This window comes from Paenibacillus sp. FSL R7-0273 (genome assembly GCF_000758625.1).
Taxonomy (GTDB): Bacteria; Bacillota; Bacilli; order Paenibacillales; family Paenibacillaceae; genus Paenibacillus_AQ.
In genome coordinates, this window is sequence record NZ_CP009283.1 from 2,674,385 (window position 1) to 2,699,625 (window position 25,241).

The 25,241-nt window shown below is 41.7% G+C and carries 23 protein-coding genes and 2 pseudogenes; 24 read left to right on the plus strand and 1 reads right to left on the minus strand.

Features of this window, described 5'->3' with window-relative positions:
* Nucleotides 1-345: 345 nt before the first annotated feature.
* Nucleotides 346-1,382: pseudogene (locus R70723_RS32905) on the minus strand (IS630 family transposase).
* 116 nt (nt 1,383-1,498) lie between these two features.
* On the opposite strand from R70723_RS32905, the gene R70723_RS33380 reads away from it, so the two are divergent.
* The 24 genes and pseudogenes from R70723_RS33380 (at nt 1,499) to R70723_RS11430 (ending at nt 25,019) form a co-directional block, all read left to right on the plus strand.
* A complete protein-coding gene (locus tag R70723_RS33380; protein ID WP_144026975.1) occupies nt 1,499-1,714 on the plus strand; it encodes a hypothetical protein in 216 nt (71 codons plus the stop codon).
* A 198-nt stretch (nt 1,715-1,912) separates the two neighbouring features.
* Entirely contained in the window at nt 1,913-2,524 is a 612-nt protein-coding gene (locus tag R70723_RS11330) for a TetR/AcrR family transcriptional regulator (RefSeq protein WP_231574866.1), read from the plus strand.
* Between the two features lie 183 nt (nt 2,525-2,707).
* Entirely contained in the window at nt 2,708-3,580 is an 873-nt protein-coding gene (locus R70723_RS11335; protein ID WP_039872107.1) for a DUF3737 family protein, read from the plus strand.
* Nucleotides 3,570-4,742 (plus strand): MalY/PatB family protein, encoded by a 1,173-nt coding sequence (locus R70723_RS11340; protein ID WP_039872108.1) that lies wholly within the window; start codon nt 3,570-3,572, stop codon nt 4,740-4,742. The genes R70723_RS11335 and R70723_RS11340 overlap by 11 nt, the downstream gene beginning before the upstream one ends.
* A 15-nt stretch (nt 4,743-4,757) precedes the next feature.
* Nucleotides 4,758-5,501, plus strand: a complete 744-nt coding sequence (locus R70723_RS11345) for a flavodoxin (protein ID WP_039872109.1) — start codon at nt 4,758-4,760, stop codon at nt 5,499-5,501.
* A 24-nt stretch (nt 5,502-5,525) separates the two neighbouring features.
* Complete coding sequence (locus R70723_RS11350) at nt 5,526-6,200, plus strand: DUF4405 domain-containing protein (RefSeq protein WP_052421273.1); 675 nt, start codon at nt 5,526-5,528, stop codon at nt 6,198-6,200.
* A gap of 110 nt (nt 6,201-6,310) precedes the next feature.
* The gene (locus R70723_RS11355) at nt 6,311-7,444 is read left to right on the plus strand and encodes an NADH-dependent flavin oxidoreductase (protein WP_039872110.1); all 1,134 of its coding nucleotides are present in this window, start codon (nt 6,311-6,313) and stop codon (nt 7,442-7,444) included.
* 24 nt (nt 7,445-7,468) lie between these two features.
* Nucleotides 7,469-8,059 carry an NAD(P)H oxidoreductase gene (locus tag R70723_RS11360; protein WP_039872111.1) on the plus strand — a complete coding sequence of 197 codons (591 nt, stop codon included), beginning with the start codon at nt 7,469-7,471 and terminating at the stop codon, nt 8,057-8,059.
* Nucleotides 8,060-8,110: 51 nt separating this feature from the next.
* Complete coding sequence (locus R70723_RS11365) at nt 8,111-8,851, plus strand: SDR family oxidoreductase (RefSeq protein WP_039872112.1); 741 nt, start codon at nt 8,111-8,113, stop codon at nt 8,849-8,851.
* A gap of 32 nt (nt 8,852-8,883) precedes the next feature.
* Nucleotides 8,884-9,720, plus strand: a complete 837-nt coding sequence (locus R70723_RS11370) for an SDR family NAD(P)-dependent oxidoreductase (RefSeq protein ID WP_039872113.1) — start codon at nt 8,884-8,886, stop codon at nt 9,718-9,720.
* A gap of 202 nt (nt 9,721-9,922) precedes the next feature.
* A complete protein-coding gene (locus R70723_RS11375) occupies nt 9,923-10,663 on the plus strand; it encodes a TVP38/TMEM64 family protein (protein WP_081957354.1) in 741 nt (246 codons plus the stop codon).
* A gap of 156 nt (nt 10,664-10,819) precedes the next feature.
* Entirely contained in the window at nt 10,820-11,419 is a 600-nt protein-coding gene (locus R70723_RS11380) for a hypothetical protein (RefSeq protein WP_039872115.1), read from the plus strand.
* A complete protein-coding gene (locus tag R70723_RS33385; RefSeq protein WP_156123809.1) occupies nt 11,370-11,795 on the plus strand; it encodes a hypothetical protein in 426 nt (141 codons plus the stop codon). The genes R70723_RS11380 and R70723_RS33385 overlap by 50 nt, the downstream gene beginning before the upstream one ends.
* Before the next feature lie 434 nt (nt 11,796-12,229).
* Nucleotides 12,230-13,285, plus strand: coding sequence for a hypothetical protein (locus R70723_RS11390; protein WP_039872117.1), 1,056 nt, complete (start codon nt 12,230-12,232; stop codon nt 13,283-13,285).
* Nucleotides 13,263-13,634 (plus strand): ASCH domain-containing protein, encoded by a 372-nt coding sequence (locus R70723_RS11395; protein WP_039872118.1) that lies wholly within the window; start codon nt 13,263-13,265, stop codon nt 13,632-13,634. The genes R70723_RS11390 and R70723_RS11395 overlap by 23 nt, the downstream gene beginning before the upstream one ends.
* A 34-nt stretch (nt 13,635-13,668) precedes the next feature.
* Nucleotides 13,669-15,924, plus strand: a complete 2,256-nt coding sequence (locus tag R70723_RS11400) for a KAP family P-loop NTPase fold protein (RefSeq protein ID WP_039872119.1) — start codon at nt 13,669-13,671, stop codon at nt 15,922-15,924.
* 136 nt (nt 15,925-16,060) lie between these two features.
* On the plus strand, nt 16,061-17,341 hold the full coding sequence (locus tag R70723_RS11405) for a hypothetical protein (RefSeq protein WP_052421274.1): 1,281 nt from the start codon (nt 16,061-16,063) through the stop codon (nt 17,339-17,341).
* Nucleotides 17,342-17,779: 438 nt separating this feature from the next.
* Nucleotides 17,780-17,854 (plus strand): AraC family transcriptional regulator, encoded by a 75-nt coding sequence (locus tag R70723_RS34380; RefSeq protein ID WP_372238220.1) that lies wholly within the window; start codon nt 17,780-17,782, stop codon nt 17,852-17,854.
* A 200-nt stretch (nt 17,855-18,054) separates the two neighbouring features.
* Nucleotides 18,055-18,237: pseudogene (locus R70723_RS33990) on the plus strand (glycoside hydrolase family 130 protein); the annotation flags it as partial.
* Nucleotides 18,238-18,304: 67 nt separating this feature from the next.
* Complete coding sequence (locus tag R70723_RS11410) at nt 18,305-20,263, plus strand: carbohydrate-binding protein (RefSeq protein WP_083684196.1); 1,959 nt, start codon at nt 18,305-18,307, stop codon at nt 20,261-20,263.
* A 102-nt stretch (nt 20,264-20,365) separates the two neighbouring features.
* Complete coding sequence (locus R70723_RS11415; protein WP_039872120.1) at nt 20,366-21,064, plus strand: response regulator transcription factor; 699 nt, start codon at nt 20,366-20,368, stop codon at nt 21,062-21,064.
* Nucleotides 21,061-22,062: a sensor histidine kinase gene (locus tag R70723_RS11420; protein ID WP_039872121.1), complete on the plus strand. Its 1,002-nt coding sequence runs from the start codon at nt 21,061-21,063 to the stop codon at nt 22,060-22,062. The genes R70723_RS11415 and R70723_RS11420 overlap by 4 nt, the downstream gene beginning before the upstream one ends.
* Nucleotides 22,063-22,315: 253 nt before the next feature.
* On the plus strand, nt 22,316-23,086 hold the full coding sequence (locus tag R70723_RS11425; protein WP_039872122.1) for an ABC transporter ATP-binding protein: 771 nt from the start codon (nt 22,316-22,318) through the stop codon (nt 23,084-23,086).
* Nucleotides 23,061-25,019, plus strand: coding sequence for an FtsX-like permease family protein (locus R70723_RS11430; protein WP_039872123.1), 1,959 nt, complete (start codon nt 23,061-23,063; stop codon nt 25,017-25,019). Before R70723_RS11425 ends, R70723_RS11430 begins: the two co-directional genes overlap by 26 nt.
* Nucleotides 25,020-25,241 lie beyond the last annotated feature (222 nt).

The window sequence follows — 25,241 nt, forward strand, 5'->3', positions numbered from 1 at the left end:
AAGATACAACTGTAAATTGTCAAGCGGGGAAATGCAATTGACTACAGCAAATGCTTACTTATTTAACGGTAAAAAAACTTATTTCTTATAGTCATTTTGATGCTTATAGAGACACACTATTAAATGCGGGGATAGAGGTTACGTCAACTACGATAGAAGGTATATTCGAAGAAATTATGGAAGAGCATTCCGAGAGGAAACGTGAAGCCGATAGGCTGTTTTTTGAACATGTTTTTTATGGACAGTTAAAAAACATATATTTTCACAAAATAAACAATGGATTACCTCAAAAAAATAGGTTTATTCAAAGAGTAACTATATAAGTTGAACGAAAGAACCCAGCAATCAAAGTCGGTCACATAGGCGGTCAATGATTGCACAAGGGTTTTGCATAATTTCATCCATAAACTGCCCGACGCGCAGACGGATTTCGGAAACGGTGGAATAGAAGACGTTATTGATTACACTAGATTTGAGCCATTTCCAGAGACCTTCTACAATGTTGAACTGCGGGCTGTAGGGTGGCAGAAACACAAGTACTAACCGTTTATTTTGTTCTTCCAGAAACGGTTGAAGCAGCTTGGCATGATGAATTCGAGCATTATCTAACACTAGAACCAGTTTTCCCGTTGGATAAGCCAAGAGGATTTTCTGGAGAAAGGTAAGAAACGTTTCAGCGGTATATTGTTCGTCTTCTTGCCCGATTTGTCCCGTCTCATAGTCAACCGTAGCGAGTAGCTTGACTCCGCGATGCTTACCTGTGGTTGGAATGATTCGCTGCTTTCCGCGAAGAAACCAGGTTTTCTGAATCGCTTGATAATCCCGAATCATAGATTCATCTTCAAATAGCAAGTGATCGATTTCATCGTTCAGTAACTTTTTTTCAAGTCGGGAAAGGTCGTTTCGGCAAACTGGCGCTGCTTTTCAGGGTCTGCTGCTGCGAGTGTGTAAGTGCGTTTCGTGTAGCTGAGCCCTAATCGTTCCATGACCTTGGAGATCCCTCGGAGCGAATAGCGGTGATTCCATTCTCGCTCCACATAAGCGGCAATGAGTTCAAGCGTCCAGTTGTGTTTAGCCGCAAAGCCGACCTCATGCGGAACCGAATAGGCGATCGTCTGTTTCAGCTGATCCTGCTGCTCCTTCGTCAGCCGAGTTGGTGCACCTGATGAGTACTTCAGTTGCAAGGCTGTCAATCCACCGGTTTCGTACGTGTGAATGTAGCTGCTCACCGTCATTCGATTTCGATTTAAAATGCCAGCGATCTCCACCATGGATGTGCCCTTCAAATGCAAATAGATCGCTTAATAACGCTCATACATGCGTCGCTCTTTGGCTTGCTTCATAGCCTCTGTTACTTTTTCCAGTTCGGTATGCTTATCCATGACGTTCACCACTTGTCCGTTTTTTTAAATTTGTTTCTTATTCGACAAATGGTTCGTTTTTCCTTGTCAAGGTTTGCTAAGAACTTTGATTCAACTTATATAGAATAATAAATACAATGAACAGAAAAGAATCCATTCCGCCTCAACATCATGACATGTTCAATCCTCCATCTGTAGGAAGACAAGAACATAGTCCCATTGAAACCCGCGCCCGGCGCGGGTTTTCTGTTTTATGGGATCAAGTTCTTGTCCTTTGCTCGGGACAAGAACTTGGTCCCATTGCCGATAATGGACAAGAACATGGTACTATTTCCGATTTGATAATTGTCTAATAATAGTTATATAACTATGACGCATTCTCAAGGACTGGTATGAGAATTGAAGCGGCTCAACCAATGCACTGCTGTCAGTAAAAATATGATCAAAGCAATATTTAGTTTAATCCAGACTGCTCTAAAAGGGTCAACTGTAAGGATATAGCCAGTGCTTTTTATAGTATTTCATCAATGGTATGTAGGTTATTAAGATGAATGGTTGACATTAATCGAATGAACGTTTATTATAGACGCATGAGACATAAAGATGAGAATAAAAGTGAGCGTATTTTTAATGCTTCGATCCAGTTGATCAATGAACTGGGTTTATCGGAAGCTTCGATGTCCAAAATCGCAAAAAAAGCCGGTGTATCTGCTTCGACGATTTACGTATACTTTGAAAATAAGGAGGATATGCTGAATAAATTATATTTGAGTATCAAAAAGGAAATGAGCTTGGAAGTGTTCTATGATTACAATGAATCTATGCCATTAAAAACGGCATTTGAGCATGCCTTAGGAAAGTATATCGACTTTGTTTTGACGCATAAAGATGAGTTCTTATTTCTGGAGCAATTTTCAAATTCACCACTACTTGATAAATTGTCCCGTAATGAGGGATTAGAATATTTTGAACCTCTCATTAAATTATTTGAAAAGGGCAAAAGTCAGAATGTTTTCAAACAAGTGGACACGAGCCTGCTCCATATGTTTATGTTCAACCCGGTGATGCAATATGTTAAAGAATATTTTGGTGGCCGATTAGAATTTAAACAAGAAAGCTTGAACGAGATTGTTCAAATGACCTGGGATGCTTTAAAAGCTTAATCAGACGTTCAGAGGGAGCTATGTGTAATTAGAAGGTTACAAAATTATTCCCTCTGGCTTTAAGCGATTCATAATTAATCGAATGATCGTTTATTATGGTGCGGGACGTTACTTTGATAAGCATGTACCTATAAAATTAAATAATCGAATGTTCGATTATAAAAAGAAAGAAGGCAATTTAAGATGCATTTGATTGAAAAAGGAATATTCAAAGGCGAGCGCCCTTTATATAAGATTGCTAATACGGAAATTAAGCATAGTGAGTTTTTGGCTGGAGAATCAGCAGTAAAAGAGAGTCGGAATTTGAAAGTGGCAGATTGTAGTTTTTTTGGTAAATATCCGTTCTGGCATAACCAAGACATAGACATACAGGACAGTTATTTCTCGGATGGCAGCCGGGCAGCGATATGGTACAGCAGCCACGTCCAGATGACCAATTGCAGAGTGGATGCGCCTAAGATTTTTAGGGATGCACGAAACATCACGATTCACAAGACAGTTATGGATACGAATGAGACCTTATGGGACTGTGAAAATGTTATAATCTCAAATTCTGAATTCAAGGGGAATTACTTACTACTGCACGCCTCCAATATAGAACTTGATCATTTTAAATTAGACGGTGACTACTCCTTCCAGCATGTTAAAAAAGGTATTGTGCGTAATAGTGTGATCTTATCAAAAGATGCCTTTTGGAATACAGAGGATATTACGGTCTATGATTCGGTTTTAGAGGGCGAGTACCTAGGTTGGTATTCCAAAAATTTAAAACTGGTTAACTGTAAAATTATTGGCACACAGCCCTTATGTTATGCAGAGAACCTTATCCTTGAAAACTGCGAAATGATTGATACGGACTTGTCTTTCGAGTATTCGACTGTACATGCAACCATTTTAAACACCATAGACAGCGTTAAGAATCCAATCAGCGGTATGATCAGGGCAGAAGGTATTAGAGAACTCATTTTAGACGATCCAGAGCTTGATTTTTCCAGTACACAAATTAATACCGGGATAGACACTAAGGAATTAGAGGAGGCCATCCTTGAAGTATGAATTTGATCAGTTAATCAACAGAAGAAATACAAATAGCGTGAAATGGGATTCTACTCCAGAAAATATCTTGCCCATGTGGCTAGCGGATATGGATTTCCGGACAGCAACTCCAATCATTCAGGCACTCGAAAAGCGAGTCCAGCATGGAATTTTCGGTTATGCCAGTATCCCAGATGCTTATTATGAAGCAGAGGTGAGTTGGTGTGTGAAGAGACATGCTTTCAAAATAAAGAAAGAATGGATAGAAGTCACTACGGGCGTTATTCCAGCGCTTTCGGCGATTGTGAAGGCTTTTACAGAACCTGGAGATAAGGTGCTGATTCAATCCCCTGTCTACAATTACTTTAACAGTTCTATTATAAATAACCGCTGTGATGTTATTCGTAATGAACTGAAGTACAATGGGGCGTCATATGAAATTGATTTTGAAGATTTTGAACGGAAGGCCGCAGACGAAAAAGTGAAGATGTTCATCCTTTGCAATCCTCATAACCCTGTTGGAAGAGTGTGGACCAGCAGTGAGTTGCTGCGCGTAGGTGAAATATGTTTGAAACATAATGTCCTTGTTGTTGTTGATGAAATTCACCGGGACCTGATCTATAGAGGGAGCAAACATATTCCGTTTGCATCAATGAATGAAGCATTTTTGATGAATTCCATCACCTGCACAGCTCCCAGTAAACCTTTTAACCTTGCCGGCCTCAAAACATCAAATATTATCGTGGCCAATGAGGAATACAGAAAAAAAGTAAACCGGTCGCTCAACGATAATGAAGCCATTGAACCAAATGCTTTTGGAATTGAAGCCCTGATTGCTGCCTACAATCAGGGAGAAGAGTGGCTGGATCAATTAATGGATTATCTTCAAGGGAACCGGGATACCTTAATCTCATTTATCAATGAGCGTATTCCACAACTGAAGGTCATTATTCCTGAAGCTACTTATCTGGTCTGGATGGATTGCAGCAGTCTTGGTATCGGCTCTGAAGAGCTCTGCAACAAGATTTTTGAAGAAGGCTTCCTAAGAATCAACAATGGTCATACCTATGGTGATACAGGTGATGGTTTTATCCGGATGAATATTGCTTGCCCGAGAGCTTTATTGATAGAGGGACTGGAGAGGTTAGAACGTGTTGTGAAATCATTACATTTGAACAACTGAAATGGGGGAGAACGCTTGAAAACAGTATTAACGTCTATATTTTCGTTGCTGATGTTATTTTCTCTGGCCGCCTGTGGGAGTGGTAATAGCACTGAAACGGTAAGTAGCACTGAAGTTAGCCTGCCATCGACAGCCCCAACCTCTGCCCCGGCCGGGGCCGGAAGTAGCGAGTCCAGTGGAGAACAACAGCCGGAAGGTGGAAACGGTAAAACGCTTATAGCCTATTTCTCCCGCGTGGGAACTTCCTCCCTCAGCGAAGACGTAGATGCCGTCACTTCTGCGAGCTTAAGAATTGGCGATGAAGGATGGATTGGAAATACAGAAGTGGTTGTAGATATGGTACAGAATGTTGTTGAAGGCGATGAGTTCCAGATTGTTACAGTCGAACCCTACCCTGGGGATTACGAAGAAACGACAGATTTGGCGCTGGAGGAGCAAAAGGCGGACGCTAGACCGGAACTGGCAACCCATGTAGAAAATATGGATGAGTATGATGTGATATTCCTTGGTTATCCCAATTGGTGGGGGACGATACCAATGCCCGTATATACATTTTTAGAGGAATATGATTTCTCCGGAAAAACCATCATTCCTTTCATCACTCACGATGGTAGTCGTCTTGGACGAAGTGTTAACGACATCCGCGAGCTTACTCCTGGGGCTACTATTTTAGAGGGTCTTGCCGTTCACGGAAATCGTGTAGAAGATGCACAAGATGAAGTGGACGCATGGTTACAAGAAATTGGGTACTTGAATTGAGTACGTTAATACAAGGGGGTGAACTTGATAAAACCCAAAATGATCATTCGATTATCTATCGATACCCTTATGACTGTGTTGTTTATAATCATGATGGCTTATCGTTTGACGGGTAATACTGCCCATGAATGGACGGGCATGACTTTATTCACCCTGTTTATCATTCATAATGTACTGAACTTGAATTGGTATAAGGCCATTTTTAAAGGGAAATATTCGGTAGTTCGTGTCATTCGTACTGCGGTCAATCTTTTGCTCTTACTCGCTATGGTGGGCATGATGGTGAGTGGACTTATCATCTCACAAACCGTTTTTTCCTTGATTCCATTCATAGGTATTGATTTTGGCCGAAAGCTGCATCATTTGTCAGCCTACTGGGGATTTATACTGATGTCCATTCATCTTGGGCTACACTGGGTGATGATTATGGGGGCAGCACGGAGGATGAGAAAAAGTCCAAAAGCAACTAGGACACTGGTTCTCAGCCTTCGCCTGATTGCTGCAATTATTGCTGGCTATGGCTTGTACGCTTTTTTCAAGAGGGAAATTGGTCAATATCTGGTCTTATACTATTCGTATTCCTTCTGGGATTATGAGCAGCTGGCTGTACTCTTTTTCATAGATTTTATAACCATCATGGGACTATGTGTCTTTATTACGTACTACGTTATGAAGCGCGTTCAAAAAAGCAAAAGGTAATTCTTATTCGGGCATAAGGGGGGATAGCTGAAGGTGTTGTTGTAAAGCATAAAACTTAAGATGAACGAAACAAAAAATAAATCAAACTTATAAATGAAAGAGGTTAAATAATGAACGCAAAATATACCAAGCTACTTGAAACCCTTACCCTTAACAATGGAATCACCCTTAGAAATCGAGTGGTTATGTCGCCGATGACTACCTGGGCCAGTAATGACGATTACACGATTTCAGATGAAGAAGTGAAATATTATCAAAAAAGAGTAAAGGGTGTTGGTCTGGTTATTACGGGATGTACGCATGTCCAACCCAATGGTATAGGTTTTACACATGAATTTGCAGCTTATGACGATACATTTATTCCGAGTTTACGGAAATTGGCGGCTGCAGCGAAAAGTGGCGGAGCTCCTGCAGTACTTCAGATCTTCCACGCAGGGAACAAGGCGCTGCCGATGCTGACTCCAAATGGAGATGTAGTAAGTTCCAGCGCTGTCGAGACTGAAGCTACAGCATTTGCTCCTTCCGTTACACCGAGAGCTCTTTCACACGATGAAATACTGGAAGTGATTCATGCGTTTGGAGAAACAACAAGACGTGCCATTGAGGCAGGATTTGACGGCGTTGAGATTCATGGCGCACATGGATTTTTACTACAGAACTTCTTTTCGCCATTCTTCAACAGACGTGAAGATCAATGGGGAGGTTCATTAGAGAATCGCTTGCGGTTCCCGTTAGCAGTCATTCAGGAAATGAAAGCAGTAATTCAAAAGCATGCAACAAAACCGTTTATTTTCGGGTACCGGATTTCTCCTGACGAACCCATGGAAGGTGGTCTGCGAATGAAGGATACCTACACATTGATTGACCGTATGATTGAAGAGGGTGTGGATTATGTACATGCTTCACTCGTAGATGCACGCTCGTCAAAGCCGGTTGATAGTCAGGACGAAAAAACTTACCTTGAATTACTTGTGGAGCATGTAAACGGCAGATTGCCTCTATTGGCTGCTGGTTCTATGGTGACTCCAGATGATGTTGCAGCAGCATTAGACAAAGGTCTAACCTTGGCAGCGGTTGGACATGGGTTAATCATGAATCCAGACTGGGTGGAAAAGATTGAAAATGGAAAAGAAGCTGAACTTGAGACTGCCATTAAGATTTCAAAAGTAAGTGAGCTTGAACTTCCGGAAAAACTTTGGAATGCAATTCAGGCTTCGGGCCCATGGTTTAAGATTGAAGACTAAAAGATAACTGCAGGGAGATTTATTATGAAGACACTAGTAGTAATAGCTCATCCGCGAACAGATTCGTTGACATGGAGCTTGACAAAAAAGATGGTCGAAGGATTATCACACAGTGGACATAAATATGAAATATTAGATTTGTATGCTGAAAATTTCAATCCGCTTTTGCAACCGATTGATGAACCCGATTTTGGGAATTCTGATAAAGGGTATTCGAAAGAAGTCCAGCGAGAGATGGAACGTATTAAGAGGCATGATGCAATTATTTTTGTTTTCCCTGTATGGTGGCACAGCACACCTGCGATATTAAAAGGCTACATTGATCGGGTATTCAATAATGGTTTCGCATATGGGACAAACAAATTGCCGATTGAAAAGATAAGATGGATTGCCATTGCCGCGGATTCAAGATATGGATTCAAAAAACGAGGATATCAATTAATGATGGAGCACCATCTAAATATCGGAATTGCGGATTATGTTGGTGTGCCCGATTCAGAGATTCACTTTCTGTATAATTCCCTGGGTGGCGAAAATGTCCAATCGAATGATGAATTAACTGCTCATTTTGAACAACTGCACTCCGATGCTTATGCAATAGGAAAAGATTTTTAATGGCTTATTTTTAAAGTTTAATCATGTTTAACGAGAGAGGATGTTATGTATATGTCCGATATCCAAGATAAGATTGTAATTATTACAGGTGCCTCCAGTGGCATTGGTGAAGCAACTGCAAAAGAACTGGCATCGAAGGGAGCTAAGTTGGTTCTTGCGGCTCGACGCGAAGATCGTTTGCAAAAGCTGCAGCAGGAGATCGAAAATAACGGTGGACAGGCTGTTTATAAAGTGACGGATGTTGCCTCCCATGAACAAATGGAAGAGTTAGCCGAGTACACTCTTAAAGAGTTTGGAAAAATAGATGTATTGGTCAACAATGCAGGAGTAATGCCGCTATCCCCTGTTCATGAGAAGAAAATTAATGAATGGAATGCAATGATTGACATTAATATCAAAGGTGTACTGTTTGGGATTGCTGCTGTTCTTCCATCGATGAGAGAACGCAAACTAGGGCATATCATTAACGTTTCCTCTATTGCAGGCCACTTAGTATTCCCTGCCAGTGCCATATATAGTGGTACAAAATTTGCTGTGCGTGCCATTACTGAAGGCCTCCGTATCGAGGAGTGCGGCAACAATATTCGTACGACCATTATTTCGCCGGGATCTATTGACACTGAATTAACTCAAGCCATTTCAGGTGTGGATTTAAAGTCTGCTATTGATGAGGATATGAAAATTGCAATAAAGCCGTCCAGCATTGCTCGTGCCATTGCTTTTGCCATTGAACAACCGGCAGATGTAGCTGTTAATGAAATGATTGTTCGTCCAACTATTCAACAACTCTAAAAACATTAAAAAGTATATTGGAGGAAATAAAGATGACAAATAAAAAAGTATGGTTTATTACAGGTGCAGGACGCGGTATGGGTGTAGATATTGCAAAGGCCGCTCTGGCAGCCGGTCATCAGGTTGTCGCAACAGGCCGTAACACAGACAAGGTTACTCAAGCAATCGGAGCGTCGGACAATCTTTTGGTCGTTCAACTTGATGTGACCAAACTGTCAGATGCTGAGACAGCTGTCAAGGCAGCTACAGATAAATTTGGTCGTATTGATGTATTAGTTAATAACGCTGCTAACTTCTATGCGGGTTACTTTGAAGAATTAAGCCCGGCTCAGATTGAGAAACAGATTAACACTAATCTAATCGGTCCGATGAATGTTACACGAGCTGTGCTGCCTGTCATGCGTAAAGCTCGCTCTGGTCACATTATCTCGATTTCTTCGCTTGCCGGTCTAATTGGTCAAGAGTTCTGTGCTGCATATGCTGCTTCCAAGTTCGGTCTCGAAGGTTGGATGGAGTCTTTACGCTTTGACGTGGAGCCTTTTGGTATTCATACCACTATCGTTGAGCCTGGTTTCTTCCGAACTGAGCTACTGGAACCAGAGTCAACCAATTGGCCAGAGCTGAGCATCGATGACTATGCTGAGCGTACGAAACAGACTCGAGCTATTTGGGAGTCCATGAACGGTAAGCAAGGTGGCGATCCAACGAAGCTTGCAAAAGCACTCCTTACCATTGCAAGCGAGAAGAAGCCGCCACTACGTTGGATTGCTGGTGCAGATGGGATTGCAGCTTATGAGCAAAAGCTGGTGGAACTTCAGGAACAGATTAATGCTTATCGTGACCTGTCGACTAGCCTTTCGTACGAATAACCATTACTTGATCTAATGAATAATGCTTTCAAGAAATCAATACGTGGATCAAATTTCAAAACTTGATCAAGCAAAAAGTCTGTTCTTCTCAGATTACGATAATTTTAACAGTGTTAGGGAAAAACACAAGGAAACACTTGATTTCATTTCTTTCAAGCAGGACAACTCCATGGTGAGTGATACACCTTGAGTTGTCCTTTTTTTGTGGTTTCTGGATTTCTTTGCTGAAGATATGCTAGAATGTTTTGTTGCTTGTTGTGAAGTGACTTGCGCAGGTGGCATTACCAATGAATTGGAGAGAAGAGATTTGAAAAAATGGGTACTGCTTAGTGTGAATATATTTATTATAGTGATCATCTTAGTGAAAAAAGACATGTTATATGCATGGATCAGTGCGAATAATACAGCATACTTTCCTCTGGTATTTATTATGGTGACGATGCTTGCTATTTTCCCCTTTATTCCCTTTGGTATTATCGGTGGCCTAATGGGAGCGAAATATGGTCTAGTCTGGGGGAGTATTGTAAACATAGCTGCATCAACACTAGCCTCAATAATTGTTTATGTTTTGGCTACTACCATTTTACATACATGGGGAAGCCGGTTGCTCATTAAGTATTCGTTCGTGGAGAAGCTGCAAGTAATGATTAGTCGCCATCTGTTCTGGACTGTGCTTATAGCACGAATCATTCCTATTTTCCCGGCTGTTGCAATTAATGTGTATGCTGGCGTATTTAAACTTAGATTTAGCATATTTATACTTGCTACGTTATTAGGTAAGATTCCAGCTATGCTTGTTTTTGCCTACGTAGGGGATGGAATTTGGTCCAACAAATCCAATTGGACACAGATTATTTTAATTTATGGTGCGTTCTTGCTGTTTTTATTTCTGATTTATCGAATTGGAGGTTTATTTAGTATAAAAAAAGGGAAGAGAATATAATTCTATTCATTACATTAGTCTGCACTTGGTGACAGCGAGGCTGTTACTACAAGGAAAATGACACAATAGTTACCCTGTTAGAACCGAGTGACACAAAAGTTATTCCTAAAGGAGAAAATGACACAAAGATTACCTCTCTAAAGGAAGGCTCAAATCATGTTTGAACCATATCTGGGCGGTAAAATTGAAAGAAATGACTGGAGGCATTCAATTTTCACAGACTTGAGGTCGGGAAATTCTGACTTTTTCAAAAGCAAAATGAGTTATGTTGATGGTTTCAGTTACAACGGTCCTTTTTTCGTTTCATGTGACCACGGATGTTTTCATGACGCGGGCAATCATGGCTTAGGAGTCATAAATACTGGTTGCGATACAGGTGTTTTTGGAGAAAAAGGGGAGGAAATTGAAAAGCAATTCAAACGCCATGATGTTAACAATAAATGTATTGAATGGATTAAAAGTTCTGATATGGTGTTCTTCTGGACAGATAAAAGAGACGCCTATGGAAGCATTACTGAGATTGGAATTGCTCATTCGCTAAACAAGCCGATTTTTATAGGAATATCAAATCAACTCGAAAATGCAGAGGATATGTGGTTTCCATTTAATCTTGCTAATTATTTCTCATTTGAAGAAACAGCGATTGATGCCTGGAATAAATTTGTAACACTAAAATCTAAATTAAGTAAAAACAAGAATCTTATCGATGATCATGCCAATGCTTGGCTTTTCTGTATTGAAGGCATGGCTTATTGAAGTAAGAGACCCATGCCGGATCTACGGTCGTACTGAAGTAGGAGATGAGTATCTCGGAAAGCTGCTTTCAAAAGCTCCAGAAAAAGAAGGTATGTGGCCTTATAAGGAAGTATGTGAAGCATTGGAGGAGATCTCACCATCTGGAGTTCGAACGGGGTTACTTTTGGAAATTATAAGTTCTCGGGGATTTGAATGGCACGATGAAGGTAGAAAACAAGAACGGGAACTGGCTGCAAAGTATCATGATCTGGCAGAACGTTTTTATTTTGAATATCCTTTTGTTGGCAGAGTTCTCGAAGATATAGCTGAATTTATAAAGGACGAAGCTATTATACAAGATACAGAAGAAGATATTTCAAAAAGAATTGACATTTAAATGCTTCTTATATGTATATAAATGTTGTTGGATTCTTAATTTATCTACAATACATTCATTTATAACTCGAATAAATTATTATTTTAAATATGTAAGGTGAATGCTGAGAATGTTATATATTTCATCCTGAATGCCTACATAAATAAGCCTGAAACTATAATGGTTAGGGCTTATTTTGATACCAATTAATATTCCAGTTATTTTTATTTATCTTTTTTGCAGAACGTAAGTTCTTATTCGTGGCAATAGTGGTATACTGAAATTATAGATACAATATTAAGTTTAAAGTTTAATTTTGTTTGTTTTTTATTTACTATTTGTTTGAACTGTTTGAACTGTTTGAAGGGAAAATTTGATAACGACTTAAAGAGACAACAATCGACACGTTTTGTCTGGTATTATTGGACTATATTACCATGCGTGGAGGCGTTGTTATGGATGGAATTATTGAAACTAAAAAGTTTAAAGAGATTAATTTAAACGATCCTTTTTTTGTAACGTTAAAGGAGGACTATCCTGGATTTGAACAATGGTTTATGAAAAAGGGGAGTGAAACAGCTCAAGTATTTTATAATGAATCAGACATGCTGGAGGCCTTCCTATATATGAAAACTGAAACAGGCCCAATAAATGATGTTCATCCTGTACTCGGTGAAGGATCGTGGTTAAAGGTCGGAACTATGAAAGTTAATCCGCATGGTACTAGACTTGGAGAGCGATTTATAAAAAAAATTCTCGATTATGCCATTGTTAAGGACATCAAAAATATTTATGTTACCGTTTTTGATAAGCATCAAAAATTAGTCGAAACCTTTAAAAAATATGGATTTAAGGTGAGTGGAAGTAAAGTATCTCCTGCAGGGGAAGAATTAGTTTTAACCAAAAGTTTAATAACTACAGTTAATAATATTCTACAAGATTACCCATTAGTCAAATCAAGTGAACGAGCTAAGCACTTATTGGCAATAAAACCACGTTATCATACTAAGCTATTTCCAGACTCTATTTTGAAAAATGAGAGCTTTGATATCATATCGGACGTTTCTCATACAAATAGTATACATAAAGTGTATCTTTCATCGATGTCTGGATTAGCATCTGTTAAGACGGGAGATTTATTGGTAATATATAGGACTAAAACAGAAAATACCTCTGCATGGTATACATCTGTTGCAACTTCTATTTGTGTAATTGAAGAAGTTAAAAGCCCCCGTGAATTTTCAAATTTAGAATCATATATGAGATATTGCAGAAGCTACTCCGTTTTTACTGATTCAGAATTATTAGAATACTGGTATAAAAAAGGACGTGTTTACATAATCAAAATGACATATAATGTAGCATTTAGAAAAAGATTAACCAGAAAAAAATTAGTTGAGGAAGTTGGTTTAAATGAAAAGGATTATTGGGGATGTTTAACGCTTTCGGATCAAGAGTTTGAAAAAATTCTAACTTTAGGTGATGTTTATGAAAGTCTTGTTATCGATTAAACCTGAATATGTGGAAAAAATTTTTAGCGGAGAAAAAAAATATGAATATCGTAAAGTTATTTTTAAAAAAGATGTAGATATAATTGTTGTATATTCAACAATGCCAGAAGGGCTAATCGTTGGAGAATTTAAAATTGATTCTATTTTGTTTGATAGTCCCGAAATGATTTGGAGCGAAACAAAAGAATACGCTGGCGTAAGTGATTTGTTCTTTAATCAATACTTTGCGAATAGACAAGAGGGTTATGCAATTAAAATACTTGAACCAGTACGGTATGAAAAACCTATAGATCCTAAACTCGAATTTAATTCCTTCCATGCCCCTCAATCATTTTGTTATTTGTCGTAGTAAGTATAGTTTTCAGTAAAGGGTGAATCAACTCATGTTTTTGCAAGACAGACCTATAAACAAGCCCGATGAAGATCTGCTTTTTAGAAAAGGCTTCGCAGAACATTTAGCGAATTCAATCCGAGAATGGGATGGACATGACAGTCTTGTTGTCTCGTTAGATGGAGAATGGGGATCAGGAAAAAGCTCTGTTATTAATATGGCAGTTCACTTTTTAAAGTTACGCAATGATAAAACACCTTTTATTTTTGAATATAATCCTTGGGCATTTTCGGATACTGTTAGTATTACGGGGAGTTTCTTTAACGAATTGGCAAAAGAAATGCAATTAAAAGATACTGGCAAGAGAGAAAAAGAACTATCTGACAAACTAAAGGCCTATGCAGTGTTACTCGGTGCAGTGCCTGAAAAATCTATAGCCAGAGGCGTATTTGATAAATTGATTCCCGTACTTTCACTTGTGGGGATTTCATTGGGTAATATACCGTTTATTGTTCCTAGCTGGATCAAGAATCTAAGTCTTTTCTTTGGTTTTCTTTTTATAGTTATCCAATTTATCAAAGACACATTATTAAAAGGATCGTCATATTTTGAAATAAGCTCAAAAAGTAAAGAAAAGCCATTGAATAAACTTAAAGAGGAAATTAAAGATACACTACAAAAGAATAATAAAAAACTTGTAATTATTATTGATGACATAGACCGATTATCACAAAGTGAAATCAAAAGTTTAATGAAGGTTATCAGAGTAAATGCAGATTTTCCGAATACGATTTATGTCCTTGCGATGGATCGGGGTATTGTTGAAAAGCATTTAAACGGAGAACATGGTTTCTCAGGGAAAAATTATTTAGAGAAAATTGTTCAGGTTAACTTTAATATCCCTCAAGTTAGACAGAGTCGTCTTCACATAACGCTTTTTCAGGAACTAGATCGCGTCCTAGAACGTATTCCTAATGGAGAAAAGGACAAGTACTTAGGAGAGGAGAATGTAACATGGTCTAATCTTTATAATAGTGGGTTTAAAGAACTTTTTACAACAATCAGGGATATAAAGCGTTATATTAGTAGCCTGGAATTCAATCTTTCTTTACTCTATAAAAATGACACGCTTGAAGTAAATTTAGTTGATTTATTAGGAGTTGAAGCGATAAGAATATTCACTCCACATTTCTATGATTTTATTAAAGCTAATAAAGAGTTATTCACAAATACTAGCAATTCCAGGTTGATTTCTTCTAACGAAGGGACTGAAAGACAAAAAATACTTAATGCTGAACTTTCTAAGATAGATATTCATTACAGGAAAAACATCCAAGACATAACGGTATTCCTGTTCCCGCAGTTAAAAAATATCTTAGACCGAGGCTCCTTATCATATGGAGCAGAATGGCAGGCAGAGTGGGCTAAAGAACTGAAAGTATGTTCATCGAGACACTTTGAATCCTTCTTTGCCTACATTCCTGGGGGAGATGAAGATGAGGTTAGTATTTATGAACTGAAAACGATTATTCATGCAAGTCAAACATTAGAAGAATTCGAGCCGGTTTTAAGATCTTACATGGATAAAGGTAAGATACTAAAAGTGCTACGGGATATACAAAATTATACAAGTGGTTTTGATGATATACCTGCAGCAAATAATGCACCTGTAATTGAAGCTCTTTTTAATATATCAGATGAGCTTCCTCTTGGGAAAACTAGTGTATTTGACTTTAGCCCTGATATGAATATTGTTAGGATCATACATCAATTGTTTATGAGGCAAAAAGAGAACAAGGAATTTAATTTTGAGACTCTTAAATCAACAATGATAGCGTCAAAAACATTGTACGCCCCTGTTCATTACGTCTCTATAATTTCGTCACCTGAAAGTGCTAGAGTTAATAATGAAAGTATTTTCGAATCTAGTCATATACTAGAGCTTCAAAAGTTCTGTGTAGAGAAAATATTAGAGTTTGATGAAAACAATAAGCTGCATAATGAAGTTCGGTTAGAGTACATTTTATATCGTTGGAAAGAATGGGATAATGAACAAAGATGGATGAACTTTATTGATAAGACAGAAAGTAATATATCGATGTTAGTTCAATTTATTAAACACTTTTACCGCACAATGGGAAGTTTCAAGCATGTAGATTTTAACTCATTATCAAATTTTATCGATATTGAATCTATATTTACTAAACTTTATCTTGAAAAGGAACAGAACACATTAGAATATAGAGAATATGTAACCGATATAGAATTAATAATAAGGGAGATAGAAAAAAAGAGGGCTCAGGCCTAAACTTATCAAAAGACATTAAGCCTGCGCAAAGTGCAGGTTTTTTTAAAACAATCAAGTTCTTGTGATCCACCTGGTAAAATGATGGTTAAACTCATAAATTAATAGTTATGAGATTAATTAAATTGGGGAGTAACTTATGGCTAAGAAAAAAACGAAGAAACAGAGTAAGAATCGTATTCGTAATATCGCTAGTATTAAGGAGCTATCAACTACTGTAACGAATATGAAGAGTTTAAAACAGACAATGCCTCTACTAGGACCAATCCTTAATGAATTTGGAGTGAAAACTGACAAGATTGAAGACGCATTAAGTAACATACCGGAATTGGACATGCAAACCAAAGATATTGTTACGATCCCAGACAGATTTAATAATTTTTTTGCAGAGCATGGCTGGATAACTTATAGAATGATGAATTTTGATGTTGCAAAAGAGGCAGTTCTAGCAGCTGAGTCGGGTAATTTTAAAGGTGCGCTTGAGCTGATACTACAATACTATAACGTTGAAACAATACGGTTTCAGTTAAAACGTCTAAATTCGATTATAGCTTTTAGACCACGAATGGAATTAGCCCTTAAAGCATTAATCGATTATGAAGAGAAAAGGTATCATGCATGTGTTCCGGTTATCCTGGCTTTAATGGATGGCCTTGTAAATGAACTTCATGCAGATCGTAAAGGAATCTCGGCAGAATCGACTAAGTTAGAAGCCTGGGATTCAATTGCGGCTCATAGTCAGGGTTTGGAAAAGTTGGTTAGAATAACACGTAAAGGTCGTCGCAAAACTACAAATGAAACAATAACCCTACCATATCGAAATGGTATTTTGCATGGAACAGATCTAGGTTATGATAATGAAATTGTAGCTGCAAAAACCTGGGCACTCCTATTTGCAGTCGGTGAATGGGCTGCAAAGGCTGAAAAAGGTGAGTTAGTCCCTCCTGAAGGCAAGCCAAAAGAATCATTATTAGACATAATTGAAAACATTCAAGAACTAAATAATACTAAGAAAGAACTTGAAAGTTGGAAACCCCGGGAGTCAATCTCAATCAATCCCGATTTATTTAAGGAAAATACTCCTGAATATGTACTAAATAAATTTCTTACATACTGGATGCAAAAGAATTACGGTAGGATGACGTTAATTCTTCCGTATAAGGTGTTTGATGAAAAAACAGCACCTTTAAAGGTTCGTGAGCAATTTAAGAGCCAGTTACTGATTTCATACGAAATAGTTTCAATTCAAGATATAGCTCTTTCTAATACTACTATCTCTGTGAAGTTACTAATCGATGAGTTTGGGCGACAAAATGAAAAAAATCATAAATTTATAATGATCTGTGAAGATGATCAGGGTCACGCTGTTAGTCCTAAAAAATCCGGCAGTAAGTGGGGAAGTTATACATGGCATGTTTAAATTTTATAAATATGAAAAAATAATTATTTAGTGACTTAAACATAAGTGAAAAATAACGATAGTTGTAATTTTGAGTTATTATGCTTTTTTATGAATAAATAAACAATGGAATGAATATCGTGAATATTATACAAAAAGTATGCATATTTTATAAATGCTCTTTTTATCAGTATATGTGAAGAATTCTTTAGTGGAGTAAAGCGTGTGGAGTGTTTTTATCAACTTTTTTGAAACGTTTGCTGCCGTAATCATTAGCTTTTTACGCTCGATTTTCTCACTTATTTTGAACAATCACATACATTAACTGCATAAAACAATTAGTCTGACTCTGGAGATTTTAGAGTGATTTCTCCTTTTATTATTTAGAATCCGTTCAGTTCATTATAAGTAAAAAAGTTTCAACATCTAGAACACGGCAATATAATTCATTATATTGCCGTGTTCTGCTGCTTATCCAACTATTTCAGCGAGGTGTTTAAGAAATATACCGGGATGACCCCGTCCGAGTTCTAACTTCATTATTTTGGAAAAGAATAAAAAAGCACAGGGGAGGCATGTCCGCGGGGCGGAGGTAGCCTCCCTTCACTGTATAAAGCTTCTGCAGAAATCTGCCCTTAAAGTGGGCTTACCCGCCTTATCCGGATGCGCTAATCCGTCTATAATCAGGTTGTAAGCGTATACAGTAGAGAGATATAAAGAGGAATTACCAATGAGTACTGTTCTCCGAATTGACCGGCTGCAAGTATGTCCGGCTGGAGCGTCCCTGCACGGTATACAGCCGCGGCGGCCGGGACCGCTTCGATGCCTGGATCTCCGAGTCGCGGGACCTGAAGCATTGGGGCAACACCAGCCTACTGCTCGCCGTCGAGCAGGTGCCGTTTGCCAATGACAAGGTTAGGAGGACACTTGGAAGAAGCGCTATACCGCCGGGATTTTTTGAAAATATGAGAGGAGTGTTTATTTATGCTGAAAAAGTTAAAATTATTAAGTTTAATTATTTGTATGCTCGCCAGTCTGTCAGCTGTCGTTCCTTTGACAGCAAGAGCGGCGGGTACAATTGTAAGCTATCCATTACCGTCGATTTATACCACGACTAGTCAATACACGGTAACAGCAGACTCTACCAATATACCGGTAATCGACACTTCAGCGGTATTTGTAAACTATAATTATTGTAATTTCTCTTTTTCAGGTACGACTACAATCACAATAACAGCAAGCGAGCCAATCAATACCTATAATATTTCTCCTAAAGCTTTGGGAATCACTGCAACAAAGAGCGGAAATACACTTACATTTACACTTTCATCACCAACCTATCTTATCGTTAAAATCAATAATCTGAAGGATCTGGTTATTGCGGCAGATGCTCTTGAAACCAATGTTCCGGCTTCATCCGGTACAGGTATATACAATGTTAAAACCAGTTACGGTGCCGACAGTACCGGTACCGCTCTGGCTACAACTGCCATACAAAACGCCATAAATGCAGCTAACGCAGCAGGTGGCGGTACAGTATACGTTCCAGCCGGGGTATACAAGAGCGGAAACCTTGTTCTAAAAAGCAATGTTTCGGTTTATCTGGAGGGTGGATCTGTTATAAGGGGTTCAGGAAATCCAAGCGATTACACGACCCATTTTCATAAGAATTCTCTGAATAAGGATGGGACATGGTTTATTTATACCGAGACCAATGCAAACAATATTAAGATATACGGCAGGGGGACTATTGACGGCAATGGCCATTATATGAGAAATACAAACAATTATTTGAACAATATTCTTGTACCCTTGCAGTGCAGCAACTTCACGGTTGACGGCATAACCATAAGAGACAGCGGCGGTTGGGCTACAATCGTTACCAGATCAAATAACGTCATATTCCAGAATACAAAGCACTTTAACAACAATGAACTTGATTATGAAAATGATGCAATTGATATTCAAGAGAGCCAGAATGTACTCATCAAGCATACGGTAGCCGTATCGGAGGATGACACCTACTCCTTTAAGACATGGGATGTAGCGACAACGGATATAGCTGCAAACTGGCCGGGAATTCCTGAGAACCAGTCAAATGTAGTGGTGGATGATGCATTGGCTTGGAGCAGATGTGGAGCATTCAAGGTTGGAGATGGAGTGAAACAGCCTCAGGATGGCATAGTTGTTAAAAATTCTTACGTATACCGGTGCTGGCGCGCTTTAGCAGTAGGTCATCTTTATGGAACTCCAGCAGCACAAAACATCATATTTGACAATATCGATGTAGAAGGCTTCTGGCCAAGATCCGGTGTTCACTCCAGATGGTTTGATCTTTCTGCAAAAAGCGGTCCGATCAAAAATGTGGTCTATAATAATATCAATCTACGCGCTTTAGGTGAAGTTTCAATAATGAAGGGTTGGAGTGACACTTCTACTGTTTCCGGAGTTACATTAAACAATGTCCGCGTCGGTGGAGTTGCGGTAAATAATTTGACGGATTTGAAAATAACTGACACGAACAGCTATGCTGCAGAGCCAAAATTCAACACATTGAAATTTGAAGCGGAAGGCTATAACCTTAGTTCAGGTGTTCTTTCCTATGAGTCAAGCACTGACGGCGGGCTGAATGTGGGTGGCGGGAGTAATGGCGACTATATCGCATTTAAAAATGTGGATTTTGGCAGTACAGCTAAAACAAGTATTGATCTGAAGGTTGCATCTGCTAATTCCGGCGGAAGAATAGAATTCCACTTGGACAGCCCTACAGGCACTATGCTGGGTTATTGGACAGGAGTAAGCACAGGCGGATGGCAGACATGGTCAGTCAAGAATATCCCGCTTAATGCCGGGACAGCTGTAGGAACCCATACGGTATATGTTACTTTTGTTAAATCAGATTCAACCACAGTTGCAAATTTAACGTGGTTCCAATTTAAGTAGAATGGAAACGGGTTGAACATTGTCATTGCAGATTCATTGACGCCGCAAATACCTGGCTATATGATTATTCCATTGAAATGACTGACACAAGGAAGTGAGCATGTGGAGACGATTCTGATTGTTGAGGATGACGCCAAGCTGGCGGACATGCTGGGTACCTATCTGTCCAAATACGGCTTTAACACGGTCATTGTGGATGATTTTAACAGTGTGCAGGAATGCTTTGAGGCGGCAGCTCCCAGCCTTGTGCTGCTGGATGTCAATCTGCCCCGTTATGACGGATTTTATTGGTGCCGCCAGCTGCGCCAATTCTCGATATGCCCGATCCTGTTCATCTCGGCGCGCGACAGCGGGATGGATCAGGTGCTTGCGCTGGAGAATGGCGGCGACGATTATATTACGAAGCCCTTCCAATATGAGGTGGTGCTGGCCAAAATCCGCAGCCATTTGCGCCGGTCCTACGGCCAGTATGCCCGGACTCCGGAGGAGCGGAAGCTGGAGGCAGGAGGATTAATACTGTTTCCCGAGCGGCATATGATCCGTTACGCAGGCCGGACCATGGATCTTACCCGTAAGGAGACTCTGCTGCTCGAAGCGTTGCTGCAGAAGGAGGGCCGGGTGGTCAGCCGGGAACGGCTGCTGGATGTGATGTGGGAGGACCAGCATTTTATCGATGATAATACCCTGAATGTCTATATTGCCAGAGTCCGGCGGAAGCTTGAGGAGCTGGGGCTTGAACAAACCGTAGAGACTATCAGGGGGGCAGGCTACCGGATGAGCGCCGCGGATGGCCGGTCATGAAGCTTTTTCTCAGAGATCAGGTCCCGCTGCTGCTCTTCTACCTGCTGCAAATGCTGCTTGTTCCGGTGCTGTACTACTTGACCGGTGAATCCAGGACGCTGCCGATCATTCTGTATGGAATGACACTCAGCACCGCTGTGCTGCTTGTCTATCTCGTCTACAGGTATATCCGGCATTACAAGCTGTACAGCCTGCTGAGTACCCCGCTTGCGACCGTTGGTCCGGCGGCTCCGCTGGATGATGCCCCGCTGCCGGAAGCGGTCAGCGAATTGCTTAGGCAGAGCCGCCGAAATTACGAGGAGCAGCTTCAGGCCTACGCCGGGCGGATGAACGGACATATTGTCTTCATCAACCGCTGGGTCCACCAGATGAAAACCCCGTTGTCCGTCATCCAGCTTACCCTGCAGGAGCTTGAAGAAGAGAAGGCGGGCAGTATCCAGGAGGAGGTAGACCGGCTGCGCAAGGGATTGGAAATGGTTATTTACACTTCCCGGCTGGAACAGTTCGAGGTTGACTTTCAGGTCCAGAGCCTGCCGCTGCGCAGTATAGTCAGCGAGACGGTGGCAGAGAACCGCCGGCTGTTCATCCGCAGAGGCATCAAGGCTGACATCCGGGTGGATGAGCATCTGACGATCTACAGCGATGCCAAATGGCTGAAATTTATGCTGACCCAAATTTTGGTCAATGCAGTAAACTACACTCCGGGTACGGGAAAAACGGTGACAGCGCATGCCTACGTTCAGGAGGCGGATATCGTTCTGCAAATCTCAGATGAGGGCATTGGCATTTCTCCGGCTGATTTGAAGCGTGTCTTCAATCCATATTTCACCGGCGAGCGCGGGCGGCAGTACCGTGAATCGACCGGCATGGGCCTGTATCTGGCGCATGAAATCTGCGGACGGCTGGGCCATAGCATCAGCCTGGACTCCCGGCCGGGTGAAGGAACAACAGTAACACTGACCTTCAGCGGTGCAGCCCGCCTGAACGGCAATGCGTAATCCGCTCAGCACCACCGGATCAGAGTCCGTCTATCACCCGCTACGGCTGATGGACGGACTTGTTGTGTTGGGTAAAGCATCCCGGGAGGCGAACACCAGCTTAAACGGGCTGTAAGGCAACGTTAAGGTAAATCCATAGCAAGCCGCAGGCCGATCCTGTACACTTTGGGCATAAGAGGAAACATGCGGCGTACCTATCGGGCTCAGGCTGGTGGTGGGGCGCTCCTGTTTCCGGGCAGGGAGGAAGAGCACAATGAATATTCTTGAAGTAACCGCACTGAACAAAACGTATCCCGGTAAGGTCGCTACACAGGCGCTCACCGATATTCATCTCAGCATCGAACAGGGGGAATTTGTCGGCATTATGGGACCCTCAGGCAGCGGCAAAACAACCCTGCTCAATATGGTCTCCACCATCGACCAGCCCTCATCGGGTGTGGTCAAGATTGGAGGGAGCAACCCGTATCTTCTGAACAAGAAGGAGCTGGCCCTGTTCCGCCGCCGGCAGCTCGGCTTCGTGTTCCAGGATTTCAATCTTCTGGATACCCTAACTGTTGCCGAGAACATCGTGCTTCCCCTGACCCTGGATAACCGCAGGCTGGCCGAGATGGAGTCGCTGCTGAACCAGGTCGCAGCCAGGCTGAACATTAAGGATATCTTGAACAAGCGGACTTATGAAATCTCCGGCGGGCAACGCCAGCGGACGGCCATTGCCCGGGCTATAATCACCTCGCCTGCCATTCTGCTGGCCGATGAGCCTACCGGCGCACTGGATTCCCACTCCTCACGGATCGTGATGGAATCTCTGGAGGAGATTAACCGTGAAGAAGGCGCGACGCTGATGCTGGTTACCCATGATCCGCTGGCGGCAAGCTACTGCAACCGTATCGTCTTCATTAAGGACGGCAAGCTGGCGGCTGAAATCCACCGCGGTGACAATAGGCAGGCCTTTTTCCAGCAAATCATTGATACACTTTCTTTCTGGGGAGGGAATATGCATGAGCTTTCCTCAATTCGCGTTTAACAACGTAAGGCGGGGTGCGCGTACCTATGCGGCCTTTTTTCTCAGCAGCGCATTCATGGTTATGATCTTCTTCTCTTATTCCGTGTTTATGTTCCACCCGGGCGTCACCGCTGTGGAAATGGGGGCGAATACCGCCGCCGGGATGAAGATCGCTTCCTATATTGTGTTCATCTTCGCTTTTTTCTTCGTCATGTACTCCATCAGCGCCTTTCTGAAGCTGCGCAACCTGGAATTCGGCCTATTGACGATTCTTGGCGCCCGTCCGGGCCAGATCAACCGGCTTATTCTGATGGAGAATATGCTGATCGGGGGGCTGTCGATTGTGTGCGGTCTTGCAGGCGGGCTGCTGTTGTCCAAGCTGTTCCTGCTGCTTGGCACTGCCGTCATCGGCCTGGATTCTTTGCCGTTTTATTGGCCGGCCCGGGCGCTGATTACGACCACGGCTGCTTTCGTGACGCTGTTCCTGGTGAATTCCATATTCACGCTTGTGCTGATCCGCAGGAATCAGGTGCTTGAGCTGCTTAAAGGCAGTGTGAAGCCAAAAAAGGAGCCCAAAGCCTCATTTCTGCTGTCGCTGCTTGGACTGGCCCTGCTGGGTGCCGGGGCCACAGCCATTCATGGACAGATGTCGTCCCGCTCACTCTTGATCGCCGCCGTCACGGGCATTGCCGGTACTTATTTGTTCTATTCCCAGCTATCTGTACTGGGACTGCGGCTGCTCAAAAACAGCCGCAAACGGAGCTGGCGGGGCACTAACCTTGTATGGATCTCGGAAATGGGCTATAAGCTCAAGGACAATGCGCGCATTTTGTTTCTGGTGACGATCGTTATCTCCCTCGCCAGTATGGCTGCGTCATTTCTCCTGTCGATGAATCAGGCCAACCGTGCAAGCTATTTGAGCAATCCGTTCGCCGTCAGCTACACTATTTACCCGGGGGCTTCCGCCGGGGACAGCGGTGCCGGGCTGCAGGAAATCCGCAGCCGGCTGGAAATGGAAGGCGTCGCCTACAACGAATACAAGGTCGATTTCATCCGCAGCGCCGTAATCGACGAACAGAAGAACAGTGCCCAGCCCGTATTGCTGCTGCCGTTCAGCCGCTTTCGCGAGCTGGGGGAGATTATCGGGGATAAGGAGCTGCCTCCGCTCGCCGTAAATGAAGCCGTGCTGCTGCTGAACCCGCAGTATACCGACTACAATTATGAGGCTGGACAGACAACAGCGCTGACCGACGCAAGCGGACAACAGACGCTCACCTTAAAGCAGGTACGTAAGCCAAAGGTAATGCCGTTCGGCCAGTATACAGCACCGGTATTAATTGTGGATGATGCGCTCTATAGACAGGCGGAGGCCGGCTCCGGCGGCAATTCCCTGATCGGAAATTATTTTTACACTATACCGGCCTGGAACGATTCTTCTCCTCCTACAGTAGATGAAGCTAAATTCATCATCTCTGCGGAGCTGGTAAAGTGGAACCGGGTCCGGAACCTCTCCGCAGGTACGCAGTATACGATGCTCAATGCCAAGGCATTCGATTATTTGTCCTCGAAGCATGAGAACGCTATGATCGGCTTTATCGGCATCTTTATGGCGCTTGTTTTCTCCGTTTCTTCGGCCAGCTTCCTGTACTTCAAGCTGCATACCGAGCTGAACACGGACATGAGGATGTACCATTCGCTTTCCAGAATAGGCCTGAGCAGCGGAGAGATGTCATCTGCCGCCACCAGGCAGATTGCCCTGCTGTTCTTCGTCCCTGTGCTGGTCGCAACAGTGCAGACGCTGGTGGTGGTCCGCCCGGTGCTGAATCAATTCCACATCCGGGATACCACGCTGCCGATTCTGATCACGGCAATAGCTTTCCTAGGCGTGCAGTCGCTCTATTTTGTCATCATCCGCGCCCGTTACGTCCATAGTCTCAAGAGAATAATGGTCTAGCTGCCCGGGGGACAAGTTAACATTGTTTTTAAGGCTCCCGTAAATGAAATTAGTGAATGAATTTGACTGTGTTTACTGGTTTGTTTACAATGCATGTACCATTACATTGGAGACACCTAGTAGAAGCACATTTAACGGCTATTTACAATAAACTCGGAGTGGATTCACGTACTCAGGCAGTAGCTATGCACTTGGGCACGGAATTCCGGGGATGTAATCAAA

Bases quoted from the DNA above. Each gene is read 5' to 3' on its own strand.
- R70723_RS11365 (WP_039872112.1), top strand. From the start codon at position 8,111: ATGTCCGATATCCAAGATAAGATTGTAATTATTACAGGTGCCTCCAGT.
- R70723_RS11335 (WP_039872107.1), top strand. From the start codon at position 2,708: ATGCATTTGATTGAAAAAGGAATATTCAAAGGCGAGCGCCCTTTATAT.
- R70723_RS11390 (WP_039872117.1), top strand. From the start codon at position 12,230: ATGGATGGAATTATTGAAACTAAAAAGTTTAAAGAGATTAATTTAAAC.
- R70723_RS11355 (WP_039872110.1), top strand. From the start codon at position 6,311: ATGAACGCAAAATATACCAAGCTACTTGAAACCCTTACCCTTAACAAT.
- R70723_RS11360 (WP_039872111.1), top strand. From the start codon at position 7,469: ATGAAGACACTAGTAGTAATAGCTCATCCGCGAACAGATTCGTTGACA.
- R70723_RS11420 (WP_039872121.1), top strand. From the start codon at position 21,061: ATGAAGCTTTTTCTCAGAGATCAGGTCCCGCTGCTGCTCTTCTACCTG.
- R70723_RS11410 (WP_083684196.1), top strand. From the start codon at position 18,305: ATGCTGAAAAAGTTAAAATTATTAAGTTTAATTATTTGTATGCTCGCC.
- R70723_RS11430 (WP_039872123.1), top strand. From the start codon at position 23,061: ATGAGCTTTCCTCAATTCGCGTTTAACAACGTAAGGCGGGGTGCGCGT.
- R70723_RS11405 (WP_052421274.1), top strand. From the start codon at position 16,061: ATGGCTAAGAAAAAAACGAAGAAACAGAGTAAGAATCGTATTCGTAAT.
- R70723_RS33380 (WP_144026975.1), top strand. From the start codon at position 1,499: ATGAACAGAAAAGAATCCATTCCGCCTCAACATCATGACATGTTCAAT.
- R70723_RS33385 (WP_156123809.1), top strand. From the start codon at position 11,370: ATGATCATGCCAATGCTTGGCTTTTCTGTATTGAAGGCATGGCTTATT.
- R70723_RS11400 (WP_039872119.1), top strand. From the start codon at position 13,669: ATGTTTTTGCAAGACAGACCTATAAACAAGCCCGATGAAGATCTGCTT.
- R70723_RS11370 (WP_039872113.1), top strand. From the start codon at position 8,884: ATGACAAATAAAAAAGTATGGTTTATTACAGGTGCAGGACGCGGTATG.
- R70723_RS11330 (WP_231574866.1), top strand. From the start codon at position 1,913: ATGGTTGACATTAATCGAATGAACGTTTATTATAGACGCATGAGACAT.
- R70723_RS11395 (WP_039872118.1), top strand. From the start codon at position 13,263: ATGAAAGTCTTGTTATCGATTAAACCTGAATATGTGGAAAAAATTTTT.
- R70723_RS11425 (WP_039872122.1), top strand. From the start codon at position 22,316: ATGAATATTCTTGAAGTAACCGCACTGAACAAAACGTATCCCGGTAAG.
- R70723_RS11380 (WP_039872115.1), top strand. From the start codon at position 10,820: ATGTTTGAACCATATCTGGGCGGTAAAATTGAAAGAAATGACTGGAGG.